Raw genomic sequence first — 16,076 nt, 5'->3', positions numbered from 1 at the left:
TGTCCCGCGGCATCTGAAAATGCCCATCGCCCTGACCCGCGCCGGCCTGATGGCCGAGCGGGTGACGCAGGCGTTCTGGCCGGTCTGGACGGTCCTGTTTCTGGTTTTGGCGCCGCTTGTCATGGGCTGGCAGGACGATCTGCCCCTTGAAGCGGTGTGGAGTTTCGCCGTCATCGCCGTGCTGGCGCTGCTGTGGACGCTGTACCGCGGGGTGCGGCAGTTGCGCTGGCCCAGCCGCGCCGAGGCGGTCGCGCGTGTGGATGCGCGCCTGCCCGGGCGGCCGATTGCCGCGCTCTCCGACGAGCAGGTGATCGGGGCCGGCGATGCGGCCTCGGAAGCGGTCTGGCGGGCGCATCTGCAGCGCATGGAGCACCGCACGCGCGAGGCGCGCGCGGTTGAGCCGGACTTGCGCGTCTCGGACCGGGACCCGTTCGGGCTGCGCTATATCGCGCTTCTGGTGCTGATCGTCGCCTTGCTGTTCGGATCGCTCTGGCGGGTGGGCTCGGTGCTTGATGCCACGCCGGGCGGGGGCCAGACGCTCGCCACGGGTCCCGTCTGGGAAGGCTGGATCGAGCCGCCCGCCTACACCGGCAAGCCGACGTTGTATCTGGCCGACATCGCCGCCGACCGCCTACAGGTGCCTGAGGGGGCCTTTGTCACCATCCGTCTTTATGGCGAGGTCGGGGATCTCGCGGTGGCGGAGACCGTGTCGGGCCGGACCGAGGATCTGGGCGCCGCGACCGACCAGCAGCAGGGGTTCGAGGTGATCCGATCGGGCGAGATCGCCATCGAGGGCGCACCGGATGCGTCGTGGCAGGTGCAGGTGCTTGACGACGAAGCGCCGAAGGTGGAGCTCACCGGCCCCGTCGAGGCCGATGCGCAGGGCGAGATGTCCTTGCCGTTTTCCGCGCGCGATGATTATGGCGTTGTGGCGGGGCAGGCGACGCTTGCGCTGGACCTCGACGCCGTGGACCGGCGTTACGGCCTGGCGGTCGATCCCGATCCGCGGGGCGAGGTGGTGGTCGATCTGCCCATGCCGTTCTCCGGTAACCGGGCGGACTTCGAAGAGCTTCTGATCGACGATTTCAGCGAACATCCCTGGGCCAACCTGCCCGTTACGCTCACGCTTGAGGTAGAGGACGCGTTGGGCCAGACCGCCCGCACCGCGCCTGAGCGGCTCATCCTGCCGGGGCGGCGCTTTTTCCAGCCGATTGCCCGCGCGGTGGTCGAGCAGCGCCGCGATCTGCTGTGGTCGAAAGCCAATGCGCCGCGCGTGGCGCAGGTGTTGCGGGCCGTGTCCTACCGGCCCGAGGATCTGTTCCCGAACGAGACCACCTATCTGCGGCTGCGCTACATCATCCGCCGTCTTGAAGCCTTCGAAGGCGTGGAGCTGACGGACGAGGTGCAGGCCGAAGTCGTTGACGCCCTGTGGGAGCTTGCCATCCAGCTTGAGGAAGGGTCGCTGGCCGATGCGATGGCGCGGCTTGAGCGCGCGCAAGAGCGGCTGGAAGAGGCCATGCGCAACGGGGCCAGCGACGCGGAGATCGCCGAGCTGATGCAGGAGCTGCGCGAGGCGATGAACGGCTACATGAACATGCTCGCCCAGAACGCCGAGCCGCAGCAGGACCAGACCGATCAGCCGGATCAGCCATCGGACAGCATGTCGATTACGCAGGACGAGTTGCAGGCCCTTATGGACCGCATTCAGGAGCTGATGGAAGAGGGCCGCATGGCCGAGGCGGCGGAGCTGATGGAGCAGCTTAACCAGTTGATGGAGAACCTGCAGGTGACGCAGGGCGAGGGCGGCGAAGGCGGCCCCCGCACGCCCGGCCAGCAGTCGATGGACGACCTTGCAGACACCCTGCGCGACCAGCAGGAGCTGAGCGACGATGCCTTCCGCGACTTGCAAGAGCAGTTCAACCAGGGCCAGCAACAGAGCCAGCAGAACCAGCAGGGTCAGCAAGGCCAACAGGGCCAGCAAGGCCAGCAGCAGGGCCAACAGGGCCAGCAGGGTCAGGACGGCCAGCAAGGGCAGTCCGGCCAGCAGGGCCAGCAGCAAGGGCAGGGTCAGGGCCAAGGCGAAAATGCCCAAGGCGGGCTGACAGATGAGGCCGGACCGGGCGGTGAAGGCGGCGGCGCGCCGCAAAGCCTTGCCCAGCGGCAAGAGGCCTTGCGCGACGGGTTGAACCGCCTGCGCAACGGGTTGCCCGGCCTGAGCGGTGAGGCGGCCGACAATGCCGAACAGGCCTTGGAGCGGGCCGAAGGGGCCATGGACGGGGCCGAGGAGGCATTGCGTAACGGCGATCTGGCCGAGGCGCTGGATCGTCAGGCCGAGGCGATGGACGCCCTGCGCGACGGCATGCGCAACCTCGGTCAGGCGCTGGCCGAGAACCAGATGGACGAGCTTGAAGAAGGGCAGGGCACCCAGACCGGACGCGCCGAGGGGCGGCCGGAGCCGGAGCGCCGCGATCCGCTGGGCCGTGCGATGGGCAACAACGGACAGGTCGGCAGCGAAGACTCCATGTTGCAGGACGACATCAACCGTCGGGCCGAAGAGTTGCTGCAGGAATTGCGCGACCGCTCGTCCGAGCAGGACCGCCCGCAGTTGGAACTGGATTATCTGCGGCGGTTGCTGGACCGCTTCTGATCAGCACTTTCTGATCAGCCCTTTCCAATCAGCCCTGAGCGTTGTCCGGGGCCGCGTCGGCGGCAGCGCCGGTGTCGTCCAACAGGTCCTGCAGTTGCGCATCCAGCCACAGGCGGCCTTCGTTCACCCATTCCACATAGGAGGCCATCACCGGCTCGGCCTGCGGCACGGCGGCGCTGATCTGGGGGGCGAAGACATAGGCGCCCAGGGCCAACAGCGCGAAGGCGATCATGAGCGTGAAGCCGCGCCGAAAGCCGCTGCGCCGTTCGGTCTGGTCTTCCGGGTCTGCGGGCGCGTCCGGCGTGCTGGCGTCCTGTCGCAGGGTTGAGTTGATTTCTTCGATATCTGGCAAAAGGTCCCGACGGGGTGCGTTCGGGTCGGGCACGGCCGCGGCCGCCGCGCCGGGGGCCGAGCGCGTGACCGGATCGGCGTCGCCGCGCAGACGGGCCAGACGGTCGCGCGCCTCACGGCTGCGGCGATCCTCTTCCGGGTCGTGGGACAGATCAAGGTCCGGCTGCGTCTCGATCAGGTTGGCCTCGGCCTGTCGGGCGGCTTTCTCGAACTCGGCCTCTTCGCGCAGGATGCTTGCCACGTCGTCATCCATCGTGCGACGGCGCGGCGCGGGGGCGGGCTGGGGTTCGGGCTCCGGTTCGGGCTCAGGCTCTGGCGCAGGTTCAGGCCGGGGGTCCGGTTCGGCTTCAGGCTCGGGTTCTGGTTCCGGCTTCGGCGTCAATTCGGGCTGCGGTTCTGGCGCAGGCGGGGCTTGCGGCGCAGGCTGGGGGGCCGCCGGATCAGCACGGGCTTCGGCGGCGGCCGATGCGCCCGGGGTTTCAAACCATGTATGCCCGCAGTTCGAGCATTGAACATCCCGACCGTCGTCCGGGATCACATCCTCACCGACTTCGTATTGCGCCCCGCAATTCGGGCAAATCAGCCGCATTGTTCTGTTCCTCTGCCTCCGCACAGGCCTTGGGCCTGCAATCTTTCCGGAATGTTACTGGTCAAACCCTTGCAGCGCAAAGGATTAGCGCGGTTTGAGGGGGCGCATAGATTGCATGTGCGACCCATTTGCGCCAGAACGGGGCAGAAACGGGGCCCCGCGCGGCCCTGACAGCGGGGACCGACAGTGATCGAGCTTGACAATGTGGCCTACAGTTACGGCGGAGGAGAGCTGTTTTCCGGCCTTGATCTGTCGCTCGCGCCCGGTTCGTTCCATTTCCTGACCGGCCCGTCTGGCACCGGCAAGACCACGCTTCTCAAGCTATGCTACGGAGAGTTGATCGCCACCGCCGGGCAGGTGCGCCTGTTCGGAGAGGACGCCCGCGCGCTGGACCGCGATGCGGTGGCGCTGACACGGCGGCGCATCGGCGTGGTGCATCAGGATTGCCAGTTCCTTGACCATCTGCCGGTGGCCGAGAATATCGCTTTGCCGCTGACGGTTGCGGGCCTGCCGGCGATGCCTGACGATCTGCGCGACCTTCTGGGCTGGGTGGGGCTGACCCGGCAGGCGGCGCAACGTCCGCCGGAATTGTCCGGAGGCGAGCGGCAGCGCGCGGCGCTGGCCCGTGCGGTGATCATGTCGCCCGAGGTGATTTTGGCCGATGAGCCCACCGGCAACGTCGATCCCGAAATGTCGCAGCGGCTGCTCGCGCTGCTGGTCGAGTTGAACAAGATGGGCAAGACCGTGCTGATCGCCACCCATGATATGAGCCTGATCCGCGCCGCCAAGCCCCATGTTTCAGCCCGCGTGCTGCGGCTTGCCGATCGCAAGCTGCATCTGGCGGGGGCGGACCTGTGATGCAACGGCTGCGCCGCCTGTTCGACCTTCTGGCCGGTGACCCGCAGGCCGAGCGCGCGGTGCCGCCCACGGGGTTCACCGCGCGGCTGACGGTGCTGACCGCCGGCGCGATGGCGTTCCTTGCGGTCTTCGCGATGGCGCTGTCCCTTGCGACTGGGCGGCTTGCGGATCGCTGGGCGGCGGAACTTGCCCAGACTTCGACCTTGCGGATTTCCGCGCCGCAAGGCCAGCTGGACGCCCAGACCGAGGCCGCGCTGCGCGTGTTGCAGACCACCCCCGGCGTGGCTGAAGCCCGCGCGTTGAGCGCGGATGAGCAACGCGCCCTGCTGGCCCCGTGGTTCGGGCCCGATCTCCCGATCGAGAGCCTGCCGGTGCCGCAGTTGATCGAGATCATCGAGGATGCCGACGGTTATGACCCGGCTGGATTGCGTGCCCGGTTGCAGGCCGAGGTGCCGGGCGCCGTGCTTGACGATCACACCCGCTGGCGTGAGCCGCTGATCGAGGCGGCGGGCCGTTTGCGGCTGCTCGGGCTGGTCTCGATGGGGCTGATCGCCGTGGCCACCGCCGCGATGATCACGCTGGCGGCCAATGCGGCGCTGGCGGCCAATGCGCAGGTGATCCGCGTGATGCGGCTGGTGGGGGCAAAAGACATCTACATCGCCCGCGCCTTCGTGCGCCGCTTCACGCTGCGGGCGCTGATCGGCGCGGCGCTTGGCACTCTTGCGGGCACGCTCGCTGTGATGCTTCTGCCGCGCACCGATGCGGCGGGCGGGTTCCTCACCGGGTTGGGGTTTCAGGGGCTGCATTGGCTCTGGCCGCTGGTGATCCCGATCCTTGCGGCCCTTGTGGCCTTCGTCGCGACACGGCAAGCTGCGTTGAAAACCCTGAGGGAACAATCATGAAATATGCGGTCCAATGGCTGCGGTCGCTGGTGTTCAACGCGCAGATGTATGTGGCGATGCTGGTGATCGGCGTGCTCTGGACGATCCCTGCGCTGGTGTCGCGCCGGGGCGCCATCTCGGCCTGTCACGCCTATTGCGACTGGGTGACATGGACCGCGGGCTGGATGATCGGCCTGAAGTGCGAAGTGCGCGGAGAGGTGCCGACGGACGAGGTGCTGATCGCCGCGAAACACCAGTCGTTTCTGGACGTGATCATGATCTACGGGGCGCTGCCGCGGGGCAAGTTCATCATGAAAGACATCCTGAAATACGCGCCAATTCTGGGTCAGTTCGGCCTGCGCATCGGCTGCATTCCGGTGAAACGGGGCAAGCGCGGGCACGCGATCAAGAAGATGGTCGCCGACGTGGCAGCCGGACGCGCCCTGCCGGGGCAATTGATCATCTACTCCCAAGGCACGCGCGTGGCACCGGGGGTCAAGGCGCCCTACAAGGTCGGCACGGGCGTTCTTTATCAAGAGCTGGGGCAGGACTGCGTCCCCGTGGCGACCAACGCCGGTGTCTTCTGGCCCAAGCGCGGGATCTACCGGCATCCCGGGGTTGCGGTGGTCGATTTCCTGCCGCGTATTCCGGCGGGCATGCCGCTGAAGCCTTTCATGCAGCATTTGGAAGAGGCCGTGGAAACCCGCTCTGATGCCTTGATCCGCGACGCCCAGTATCGCGCGCTTGCAACCTGAGGGGGGGTGCACCGTGAAGACCGTGACCGATATCACAGAGCTTGAAGCGCTGTATGACGCGCCGCTACAGGTGGTGCTGGACAAGGTCGTGAGCCGACTGACGCCGCTTTACACCGAATGGATCAATGCCGCGCGGTTCTGCGTGCTGTCCACCGCAGGGGCCGAGGGCACCGATGGCAGCCCGCGGGGCGACGTCGGCCCCGTCGCACGGGTGGTGGACGACACAACGCTGCATCTGCCGGACTGGCGCGGCAACAACCGCATGGATACTTTGCGCAACATCGTCACCGACGGGCGCATCAGCGTGCTGTTCATGGTGCCCGGAGCGACGAATGTGATCCGCATCAACGGCACCGCGGTGCTGAGCGACGATCCCGAGCTGACCCAAAGCTTCGAGCAGGGCGGCAAGCACCCCCGCACGGTGATCGTGATCACTGTGGGTGAAGTCTATTACCAATGCGCCAAGGCGATCATGCGGTCGGAACTCTGGACCGCCGCGCCGCGCCGGGACCTGCCCACGGCGGGCCAATTCGTGAAAGAGCAACAGGCCGATTTCGACGCCGAAGGCTATGACGCGGGCTACGACGCACGCGCCAAGACGCGGATGTGGTGATGAAAAGCGCAGGCTTTGTGGTGGGCGCCGGACTGGCGGCGCTGGCGGTCTGGCTGTTCTATGCGCTGACCACCGTGCGCGACGATGACCTGCTTGCGGCCGTCCTTGGCGATCACTGTCTGCCTTACGTGCAATCCGGCCCCGCGCCCTTCGCGGACATGGGCCGCGCGCCCGGTGTCTATGACGCGATTGAGCCGCGCGAGGGGGTGAGCGATGGCGCGGCGCGGCTGATCCATGACGGACGTTTCGTCGCGCAATGGGGCATCTACGACGGGCTGCGCTTTTGCGAGGTCAAGTCGACCTCTGCCAGCGTCTCCCCCACTGTGTTCGAGGTCGAGCCTTCGGGCTTTATTCCCCGCTACACCGAGCTGATTGCACCCTTCGCGCCGCTCGTCCCCGATGTCGAAACCTTGCGCGACGGGCCGCGCAGCATCGGCTGGTATGGTGCGGACCGCGCCCCGACCGAAGGGCTGCGGGTGCTCATGGTGGCCAGCCCGGGGCGGGTCGCTTCGGTGCTCGCCGTGGCCCCGGCGCACGATTAACTCAGCGGGCAGTCCGCCACGTCGACATCCACGACAACGAAGGTCTGCGGGCCGAAATCCAACCCGGCCATGTTCACATAAAGCCGCGAGCCTTCGACGAAGATCGCGTCATCGGCCAGCGTCACCGTCGAGTTGTCCTGATCCTGCCCCGCGCCGTTGAACAGCACGCATTCGGTCAGAAAATCCAGCACATAGCCGTTGAACGCCGGCGCGGGGAACTGGCCGCCGACGGTGTCGGGATAGGTGACGATGATCTGCTGGTCGCGGATGTCGATGATCGCGGGCACGATGTCCCAGCCGTTCTGTGCGCCCTCGGGGCGCAGCCCGTATTCGATGCGGTCGCTGACCACCGCCGGATGCCGGTCGCCCACGAAAATCGGCGCGTCGGCCTGATCGTAGGCCAGCGCGCCGAAGGTCACGGTGCGGTCCATCAGGCCACCCGCCGCTGCCATCTGCCCGCAGCAGATCACCGCCGCGGCCAGCCGCATCACGCGGCGAGCCCCTTGCTCCCGAGGTCGAGGTATTTCTGCCGCCGCGACTGGCGAAGCACGTCGGGCGCTTGCCCCGACAGGTCGTCCAGCATTGCGCGGATCACCGCGCCCACGCCGTCGATCGCGGCCTTCTTGTGGCGATGGGCTCCGCCGGTGGGTTCGTCGATAATCCGGTCGCAGACGCCCAGCTCTTTGAGGTCTTGCGCGGTCAGGCGCAGCGCTTCGGCCGCTTCGCGCATCTTCTCGGCGTCCTTCCACAGGATCGAGGCGCAGCCCTCGGGCGAGATCACCGAATAGACGCTGTGCTGCAGCATCGCCACGCGGTTGGCCGTGGCAAAGGCCACCGCCCCGCCCGAGCCACCTTCACCGATGATGACGCTGACCAGGGGCACGCCCAGTTGCAGGCACTTCTGGGTCGAGCGGGCAATCGCCTCGGACTGCCCGCGCTCTTCGGCGCCCTTGCCCGGATAGGCGCCCGGCGTGTCCACCAGCGTCACCACGGGAATGCCGAAGCGGTCGGCCATGTCCATCAGGCGGATCGCCTTGCGGTAGCCTTCGGGGCGGGCCATGCCGAAATTGCGTTCGATGCGGCTTTTGGTGTCGTTGCCCTTCTCGTGCCCGATCACCATCACCGGCGTGTCGTTGAACCGTGCCAGACCGCCCATCACCGCGTGGTCGTCGGCAAAGTTCCGGTCCCCGGCCAGTGGCGTGTATTCCGTGAACAGCGCGTCGATGTAATCCTTACAATGGGGCCGGTCCGCATGGCGCGCGATTTGGCATTTCCGCCACGGCGTGAGGTTGGCGTACAGGGTGTCGAGCAGGTCCGACGCCTTCTTGTCGAGCGCCTGCGCCTCGGCTTCGACGTCCATCTCCTCGTTCTGGCGGGCCAGCGCCCGCAATTCGGCAGCCTTGCCTTCGATCTCCGCCAGGGGTTTCTCAAAGTCGAGGTAGTTGGTCATGGGTGCGGCTCCAATAAATGCTGCGCCCGATATAAGGGGGAGGGGCGGGGGGATGCAACGGGCCGCTTGATCGGCGCGCGCGGGCGGCGGCAATCCCGCCCCATAAGCGCTAGGGCGCGTCCTGTAGCGCGTCGAGCCACGTGGTCTTGATCCACTGCCGCAACTCGGCGTCGCTCAGCGCGGCGATGAACCGCGCGTCGGCGGGATCTTCGAGGTGGTGGAAGAACACGATGCGGTCGCTTTCGCCGTAGGGCGCGCGGACGTATTCCCCGTCCTCCGATCCCGCGCCGCCAACCCACGGATCAAACCCCATGTCGGTCAGGATGCGGGCAAGCCGTTCAAGTTGGGCTTCGTAGCGGGGCGAAAACCTCTCCCACACCTCGGCGGGGTAGGGGCCGGACAGCCCCCAGGCGAAGGGTTCGCTGTCCTTTTCACGGGGGAACGCAATGGGCATCGCTCACCTTTCCTGCGATCGGGCCAGCTTGAAAATCCGGACTCCCGCCGCATACCACAGGGCGAGGTAGCCCAGCAGCAGGGCCGCGCCAAGAACCATCCCTAAGGCCCCACCGACCCATGAGAAAGAAAAGACATAGGTCGAGAGCGCGTCGAGCGGATCAAAGCGCAGGGGCTGGTTCGACGGCTTGCTCGCCAGCGTGATGGCCAAGACAGCAAGGCCCGCGCCAAACAGCGCAGAGAGAAGGCCGGCGATATGTTTCATCAGAGCGCGCTTTCCTGTCGGGTCCTCAAACACCTAAGGCCGCCCGTGCCGACTTCAATGCCCCGCCACCGCGCCCGCGCTTATCCGTTGATCATTTCCGATTGTTTGACGATGACTTCGGCCTGTTTGATGCTGGCGATATCAACAAGCCGCCCCTTGTAGACCGTGGCCCCTTCGCCGCGGGCGGTCGCTTCTTCCATCGCGGCAAGGATGTCGCGGGCTTCGGCCACAGCCTCGTCGGAGGGGGTGAACACCTCATTGGCGAGGGCGATCTGTTTGGGGTGGATGGCCCATTTGCCCACCATGCCCAGCGTGGCCGAGCGGCGGGCCTGCGCGCGGTAGCCTTCGTCGTCGGAGAAATCCCCGAAGGGGCCATCGACGGGCAAGACGCCGTGGGTGCGGCAGGCGGCGACAATCGCGGTCTGCGCCCAGTGCCACGGGTCGGAATAGTGCCGGGTGTCGCCGTGCAGCATGTAGTAATTGTCCTGCGTGCCGCCGATGCCGGTGGTCTGCATGCCCATGGAGGCGGCAAAATCGGCGGCCCCAAGGCTCATCGCGGCCATCCGGGGCGAGGCGGCGGCAATTTCTTCGACATGGGCAAGACCGGCGGCGGATTCGATGATCACCTCGAAGGTGATTTTCTTGCTGCGCCCTTTGGCGGTTTCGATTGCGGTGACCAGCGCGTCCACCGCATAGACATCGGCGGCACAGCCCACCTTGGGGATCATGATCTGGTCCAGCCGGTCGCCTGCCTGTTCCAGCACGTCGACGACGTCACGATACCAAAAGGGCGTGTCGAGCCCGTTGATTCGCACGCTGAGGGTCTTGTTGCCCCAGTCGACGGTGTTGATCGCCTCGATCACATTGGCGCGGGCGCTGTCCTTGTCCGACGGGCTGACGCTGTCTTCAAGGTCGAGGTTGATGACATCCGCAACACTGGCGGCCATCTTCTCGAAAAGCTTCGTGTTCGATCCGGGACCGAAAAGCTGGCACCGGTTCGGACGGGCAAGGGGGGCGGGTTGCAGACGAAAGGACATTGGGAAGCCTCTGGGTAATGATGTTTCTTTATCTCTCGACGAAGGGGTAGAATATTGCGCGACGACCCGCAATAGGCGCATTGCGCCTATACCGCAGAATATTCTTGCGAGAACTTCAGTAAATGTCGAAAAATATCCCGACTTATCTGCCGAAGGCGTGACATTCAGTATCATTTCGCACCGGTGACGCTTCAGGCTGCGCGAAACACATTGGAGGCTTTCATGATTCCCACCCCCTATCTTCTGTTCCTCGGCGATGCGCCGGACGCTCTGGCTGCGAAAGTGGCGCAAGGGATCAAGGATTGGCGCCCCGAGAATGCGGTCGGCCAGTTCCGCCTGCCGGGGTGTGGCGCGGATGTGGGGCTGAACGACCTGACCCTGCAAGAGGCGTGGGACGCTGGCGCGCGCACGCTGGTGATCGGCGTGGCGAATCGTGGCGGGGTCATCGCGCAAAGCTGGAAGGACGTGCTGGTGCAGGCGCTGGAGATGGGCTTCGATCTTGCCTCGGGCCTGCATAACCTGCTGAAGGACGAGCCAGATCTTGTGGCGGCGGCCGAGGCCTCGGGGCGGACGCTGCACGACGTGCGGGTGCCTTCCGTTGCCTATCCGATCGCCAACGGCGTCAAACGCGGCGGCAAGCGTTGTCTGGCCGTGGGCACCGATTGTTCGGTGGGCAAGATGTACACCGGCCTTGCGATGGACGCCGAGATGCGCAAGCGCGGGATGAAATCGACCTTCCGGCCCACGGGGCAGACGGGCATCCTGATCACCGGCGGGGGCGTGCCGCTGGATGCGGTGGTGGCCGATTTCATGGCCGGTGCGGTTGAGTATCTGACGCCGGACAACGACAGCGACCACTGGGACCACATCGAAGGGCAGGGCAGCCTGTTCCATGTGAGTTACTCCGGGGTGACCATGGCGCTGATCCACGGTGGCCAACCGGACGCGCTGGTGCTGTGTCATGAGCCGACGCGCAAACACATGCGCGGCCTGCCCGACTATGACCTGCCGTCGCTGGAAATGCTGCGTGATACCGCGTTGCAGATGGCGCGGGTGGCTAATCCGGACTGTCAGGTCGTGGGCATCTCGGTGAACACGCAGCATCTGTCAGAGGATGAGGCGAACAGCTATCTGGGCGAGGTCGAGGCGCGCATGGGCCTGCCGGCGGTGGATCCGTTCCGCCATGGGGGCGCGCGGCTGGTGGATGCGCTCGAGGCCGTGTAGGTCAGCGAGACCGGCCACCGTCGGAGCCTCCGGCGGAGGTATTTGAGGAACCAGAGAAGCAGGGGGCGGCGATGACCATCACCGTAGAGCAGGATGTGTTCCGACTGGCCGAGGTGTTCACCATCTCGCGCGGGTCGCGGACCGAGGCGAAGGTGCTGACCGTGCGCATTGCGCGGGATGGCGCGGCGGGTTGGGGCGAATGCGTGCCCTATGCCCGCTACGACGAGACACTGGAGAGCGTGACGGCGCAGATCGAAGGGCTGCCCGCGGATGTCACGCGCGGGGCGCTTTACGATCTGCTGGAGCCCGGTGCCGCACGCAACGCGGTGGACTGCGCGCTTTGGGACCTTGAGGCGAAGGCCGCGGGCAAGCGCGTCTGGGAGCTGTTGGACCGGCCCGCGCCGGGGCCCTGTGTCACCGCGTTTACCCTGTCGCTGGATACGCCCGAGAAGATGCAGCAGGCGGCGGCGCGGCATGCGCACCGGCCCTTGTTGAAGATCAAGCTGGGCACGCCGGACGACATGGCGCGGCTGGAGGCGGTCCGCGCAGGTGCGCCCGACAGCCGGATTATCGTCGATGCCAACGAAGGCTGGACCGCCGAGGTCTATTCCGACCTTGCGCCGCATCTGCTTCGTCTGGGCGTGGCGATGGTTGAGCAGCCTTTGCCAGCTGGTCAGGATGATATGTTGGGCGAGATCGCGCGGCCGCTTCCGGTCTGTGCCGATGAAAGTTGCCATGACACCGCGTCCCTGCCCGCGCTCAAGGGCAAATATGATATGGTGAACATCAAGCTCGACAAGACCGGCGGGCTGACCGAGGCGCTGCGCCTGAACGAGGCCGCGCGGGCCGAAGGCTACGAGGTGATGGTCGGCTGCATGGTCGGCTCATCGCTGGCCATGGCCCCCGCAACAATCGTGGCCCAAGGCGCCGAGATCGTCGATCTGGACGGGCCGCTGCTGTTGGCCGAAGACCGTGACGCGCCGCTGACTTTCGATGCAGCGGGCGTGCATCCACCACAGGCGGCCCTGTGGGGCTGAGACCGCGGGTGGTTGCCACCACAGAGGTCCTTTCACCGGGCTGACCGATCCCCTATTCCCGTCCCGACCGTGTCGGACGCATACGCACTTTCAAGGAGACCACCGCATGAGCCGTATCGTATATCTCAACGGAGACTATCTGCCCGAGGAGGAGGCGAAGATCTCGATCTTCGACCGGTCGTTCCTGATGGCGGACGGGGTCTATGAAGTCACCTCGGTGCTGGATGGCAAGCTGATCGATTTCGCAGGCCACGCCAAACGGCTGGAGCGGTCGCTAGCCGAATTGGACATGCAAAAGCCCGACGCCTTTGACGACCTGCTCGAGATTCACCGCGAGTTGGTGCGCCGGAACGACATCAATGAGGGCATGATCTATTTGCAGGTGAGCCGCGGCAGCGCCGGGGACCGCGACTTTGTCTATCCCGACGCCAGCGTGAAGCCGACGCTGGTGCTGTTCACCCAGAACAAGCCCGGTCTGGCGGACAACCCGAAGGCGCGCGAAGGGTTCAAGATCATCTCGATCGAGGATCAGCGCTGGGGGCGGCGCGACATCAAGACGACGCAGCTTCTGTATCCCTCCATGGGCAAGATGATGGCCAAGGCGGCGGGCTGTGACGATGCGTGGCTGGTCGAAGACGGCCACGTGACCGAGGGCACGTCGAACAACGCCTATATCGTCAAGGGCGACACGATCATCACACGGCACCTGTCCAACGACATCCTGCACGGAATTACTCGCGCGGCGGTGCTGCGCTTCGCGCGTGAGGCGCAGATGAAGGTTGAGGAGCGCGCCTTCACCATCAAAGAGGCGCAGCAGGCGGATGAAGCGTTCGTCACCTCCGCCTCGACCTTCGTCATGCCCGTGGTCGAGATCGACGGCGCGGCCATTGGCAGTGGTGCCCCCGGTCCGGTGGCCGGTCGGTTGCGCGACATCTACCTTGAGGAAAGCCGCAAGGCCGCCGTCTGATTGCCGCCGCGCCGCAGCCTGCTTGCATGACCCCTGTCGCCGCGTTCATAGTGACCGTGCGTCATTCATGGACGTGACGAGAGATCGGAGGGACCGTGCGCAAGCTGTTGGGGTGTGTAGTTTTCGGGTTTGGTATCAGCGGATTGGGTCTGTGGGCGACGACGTCGGCCGCGCCCCGGATCGAAGGCGCACTGGCCGAAGTGGCGCGGCAGGCCGCCGCGCCCGACGCGCTTCAAACCGAGGTGCGCGGGCGGGATCTGCGCGTGACCGGCACGGTGACGGATCTGGCAGCTTACGTGGACAGGCTCGCGGAGTTCGAGCGGATCGACGGGCTGCGTCAGGTGGCGTTCGAGGTCGAGACCCTGCCGCTGGCCTCGCCTTATGAGTTGACCCTGCGCCGGACGGAGGAGGGCGCGATTTCGGTTGCGGGCCCCGTGCCGGATGACGCGGCGAAAGCGGCCTTGATCGATGGATTTCCCGACGGGGACGAGGCGGATCTGACGCTCGCCACCGGTGCGCCAGATGAGGATTGGGCTGAGGTCGTGGCCACGCTTGCGGAAGCGCTCGCGCCGTTGCGCTCGGGCGAGGTGATGTTGTCGGATCGCGCAATCACGCTCGCCGCGCTCGCCCCCACCCCACGCGAGGCTGAGGCGTTGCAGGCCACACTCGACGCGCTTCCCAAGGCCTATACCGTCGCCGATGAGATCGAGGTCGAGGATGACGGCACGCCGCTGCGCCTGAGCCTGACGCTGGACGACGGACGCCTCTCGGGGCAGGGCAAGGTGCCCGCAGATCTGCCGGAAGCGGTGTCGGAGGTAATCTTGGGCAACGGGGCCGTTGACGTGACGCAGTCGGTGCGCACCGCCGAGAACACCGCCTGGCCGGCCATGGCGCGGGCCGCGATTGAGGCGCTGGGCGCGCTGGTCGAGGGGCGGCTCGAGATTGAGGGCGACGCGGTCACGCTCACCGGGTCGGGCGCGCCTGACGCGGTGGAGAAGGCGCAAGCCATGTTGGGCGAAATCCCCGATGCGTTCGACGTGACGCAGGACCTGACGGTGGTGGAAGAGGTTCAGCCGGTCGGTCTGGTGATGGACTGGGACGGCGAGACTGCCACCGCCACCGGAGCGGTGCCCGAAGGCTTCGTGCCCAATGGCCCAGCCGGGGTGGAGCCCAGCCTTGATCTGGACGAGCATCCGCAGGCGGACGGGGCCGTGGCGTTCCGACGCAATGCCGACGCGGGGATTGCCGCACTCGCCCTGCTGGACACGGGCCGGGTGCAGGTCGATGCCGAGGCGATCCACCTGACCGGCACCGCCACCACGCCGCAGGTTGCGGTACTGATGGATGACGTGCTGGCCTCGGTGGCCGACAGTGTCACCATCACCCGCGACATCACCTATCTTGACGATGGCAGCCCCGCCGCCTGGACCTTGCGTTTTTCCACCACCGATGGTGCCCACGTCGAAGGGCGGTTGCCCGCGGGGCTGAGCGTTGCGGACATGGAAGCCGCGCTGGGGGTTGAGATCGCGGGCGCGCCTGCGGTGGCGGCCGAGGACAGCGAGACGCAAGGCAGCCTTGGCGTGCTTGACGTGCTGTCTGAGGTCTTGCCCGAGGTGGAAACGCTGACCTTTGCGCGGGAGGGGGGCGGCTCCGCGCTGGATCTGGTGGCCACGCCGGGGGTTGAGCTGGACGTTATGGCGGTCGATCTGGCCGAGAAATTGCCTGCCACCGTGGCCTTTTCCATCGCCCCGTCTGACGTGACCCTGCCCGAGGGCAGCACCCGCCGGAATGCGACGACCGGTCTGGAAGAGGTGTTCACCGGCAAATACTGGCTTCCGGTCCTGGCTTTCGAACCCGATGCCGAAACCTGCACCGAACAGGCCGATGCGGTGCTGGCGCGGAACAAGATCACCTTCCTGTCCGGCTCCGACCGGCTGGATGCGACCTCAATCCGCGCGATCAACGCGATTGCCGCCGTGGCCAAGCCCTGTCTGGACGCGGGTCTGATGCTCGAGATCGGCGGCCACACCGATTCTACCGGATCGGAAGAGATCAATCAGGCGCTTAGCTTCGATCGCGCCAATGCGGTGCTGACCGCCTTGCTGTCGCGCGATCTTGACGGGGCGGCGATGACCGCCGTGGGCTACGGGCAGTCCGAGCCGATTGCGGACAACGAAACCGAAGAGGGGCGGGCGGCCAACCGGCGGACGACGCTGAGATGGACCTCGCCCGAGGGGGAGGCCGATGGCCTGGCGACAGATGAGGCCACCGATGCGGAGGGGAGCGCCGACGCTGGCACTGATGAGGGTGAGACTGGCGCAGGCGCACTCGATGACGCGGGCGAAGAAGAGTCAGAGGCCACGGAAACCGACCCTGAAGAAACCCCGGATGCGGCAGAGGAGTAGCG

16 protein-coding genes are annotated in these 16,076 nt (G+C 66.4%); 10 read left to right on the top strand and 6 right to left on the bottom strand.

All coding sequences use genetic code 11. The features are described 5' to 3' along the window. Positions 1 to 19: 19 nt before the first annotated feature. Positions 20 to 2,647 (top strand): DUF4175 domain-containing protein, encoded by a 2,628-nt coding sequence (locus DC363_RS05590; RefSeq protein WP_108640145.1) that lies wholly within the window; start codon positions 20 to 22, stop codon positions 2,645 to 2,647. A 28-nt stretch (positions 2,648 to 2,675) separates the two neighbouring features. Here the strand turns inward: DC363_RS05590 and DC363_RS05585 are convergent, their stop codons facing one another. Then, entirely contained in the window at positions 2,676 to 3,587 is a 912-nt protein-coding gene (locus DC363_RS05585; protein WP_108640144.1) for a zinc-ribbon domain-containing protein, read from the bottom strand. Between the two features lie 186 nt (positions 3,588 to 3,773). Between DC363_RS05585 and DC363_RS05580 the strand changes: the two genes are divergently transcribed. From DC363_RS05580 to DC363_RS05560, 5 genes are read left to right on the top strand one after another with little or no spacing between them, the layout of a single operon-like run. Then, a complete protein-coding gene (locus DC363_RS05580; RefSeq protein WP_108640143.1) occupies positions 3,774 to 4,445 on the top strand; it encodes a cell division ATP-binding protein FtsE in 672 nt (223 codons plus the stop codon). Continuing rightward, the gene (locus tag DC363_RS05575) at positions 4,445 to 5,347 is read left to right on the top strand and encodes a cell division protein FtsX (RefSeq protein WP_196778378.1); all 903 of its coding nucleotides are present in this window, start codon (positions 4,445 to 4,447) and stop codon (positions 5,345 to 5,347) included. Before DC363_RS05580 ends, DC363_RS05575 begins: the two co-directional genes overlap by 1 nt. Then, positions 5,344 to 6,081 (top strand): lysophospholipid acyltransferase family protein, encoded by a 738-nt coding sequence (locus DC363_RS05570; RefSeq protein ID WP_108640141.1) that lies wholly within the window; start codon positions 5,344 to 5,346, stop codon positions 6,079 to 6,081. The genes DC363_RS05575 and DC363_RS05570 overlap by 4 nt, the downstream gene beginning before the upstream one ends. Positions 6,082 to 6,094: 13 nt before the next feature. Then, positions 6,095 to 6,694: a pyridoxamine 5'-phosphate oxidase family protein gene (locus tag DC363_RS05565; RefSeq protein WP_108640140.1), complete on the top strand. Its 600-nt coding sequence runs from the start codon at positions 6,095 to 6,097 to the stop codon at positions 6,692 to 6,694. Next, positions 6,694 to 7,236, top strand: a complete 543-nt coding sequence (locus DC363_RS05560) for a hypothetical protein (protein WP_146180747.1) — start codon at positions 6,694 to 6,696, stop codon at positions 7,234 to 7,236. Before DC363_RS05565 ends, DC363_RS05560 begins: the two co-directional genes overlap by 1 nt. On the opposite strand, the gene DC363_RS05555 is transcribed toward DC363_RS05560, so the two are convergent. From DC363_RS05555 to DC363_RS05535, 5 genes are all read right to left on the bottom strand, one after another. Then, a complete protein-coding gene (locus DC363_RS05555; RefSeq protein ID WP_241962940.1) occupies positions 7,233 to 7,724 on the bottom strand; it encodes a hypothetical protein in 492 nt (163 codons plus the stop codon). The genes DC363_RS05560 and DC363_RS05555 overlap by 4 nt on opposite strands. Then, complete coding sequence (locus DC363_RS05550; protein WP_108640137.1) at positions 7,724 to 8,686, bottom strand: acetyl-CoA carboxylase carboxyltransferase subunit alpha; 963 nt, start codon at positions 8,684 to 8,686, stop codon at positions 7,724 to 7,726. The genes DC363_RS05555 and DC363_RS05550 overlap by 1 nt, the downstream gene beginning before the upstream one ends. A gap of 109 nt (positions 8,687 to 8,795) precedes the next feature. After that, positions 8,796 to 9,140: a hypothetical protein gene (locus DC363_RS05545; protein ID WP_108640136.1), complete on the bottom strand. Its 345-nt coding sequence runs from the start codon at positions 9,138 to 9,140 to the stop codon at positions 8,796 to 8,798. A 3-nt stretch (positions 9,141 to 9,143) separates the two neighbouring features. Continuing rightward, a complete protein-coding gene (locus DC363_RS05540) occupies positions 9,144 to 9,404 on the bottom strand; it encodes a hypothetical protein (RefSeq protein ID WP_108640135.1) in 261 nt (86 codons plus the stop codon). An 80-nt stretch (positions 9,405 to 9,484) separates the two neighbouring features. After that, positions 9,485 to 10,441 (bottom strand): L-malyl-CoA/beta-methylmalyl-CoA lyase, encoded by a 957-nt coding sequence (locus tag DC363_RS05535; protein WP_108640134.1) that lies wholly within the window; start codon positions 10,439 to 10,441, stop codon positions 9,485 to 9,487. 222 nt (positions 10,442 to 10,663) lie between these two features. On the opposite strand from DC363_RS05535, the gene dgcN reads away from it, so the two are divergent. From dgcN to DC363_RS05515, 4 genes are all read left to right on the top strand, one after another. Further along, a complete protein-coding gene (gene dgcN / locus DC363_RS05530) occupies positions 10,664 to 11,665 on the top strand; it encodes an N-acetyltransferase DgcN (protein WP_108640133.1) in 1,002 nt (333 codons plus the stop codon). A gap of 71 nt (positions 11,666 to 11,736) precedes the next feature. Continuing rightward, entirely contained in the window at positions 11,737 to 12,702 is a 966-nt protein-coding gene (dgcA, locus tag DC363_RS05525; RefSeq protein WP_108640132.1) for an N-acetyl-D-Glu racemase DgcA, read from the top strand. A 106-nt stretch (positions 12,703 to 12,808) separates the two neighbouring features. Next, positions 12,809 to 13,669 (top strand): D-amino-acid transaminase, encoded by an 861-nt coding sequence (locus tag DC363_RS05520; RefSeq protein ID WP_108640131.1) that lies wholly within the window; start codon positions 12,809 to 12,811, stop codon positions 13,667 to 13,669. 95 nt (positions 13,670 to 13,764) lie between these two features. Beyond that, positions 13,765 to 16,074: an OmpA family protein gene (locus tag DC363_RS05515; protein ID WP_146180746.1), complete on the top strand. Its 2,310-nt coding sequence runs from the start codon at positions 13,765 to 13,767 to the stop codon at positions 16,072 to 16,074. Positions 16,075 to 16,076 lie beyond the last annotated feature (2 nt).

Source organism: Thalassorhabdomicrobium marinisediminis (assembly GCF_003072065.1).
Lineage (GTDB): Bacteria > Pseudomonadota > Alphaproteobacteria > Rhodobacterales > Rhodobacteraceae > Octadecabacter > Octadecabacter marinisediminis.
The sequence above is the reverse complement of the archived record's forward strand: the minus strand, read 5'-3'. Positions and strand labels throughout refer to the sequence as shown.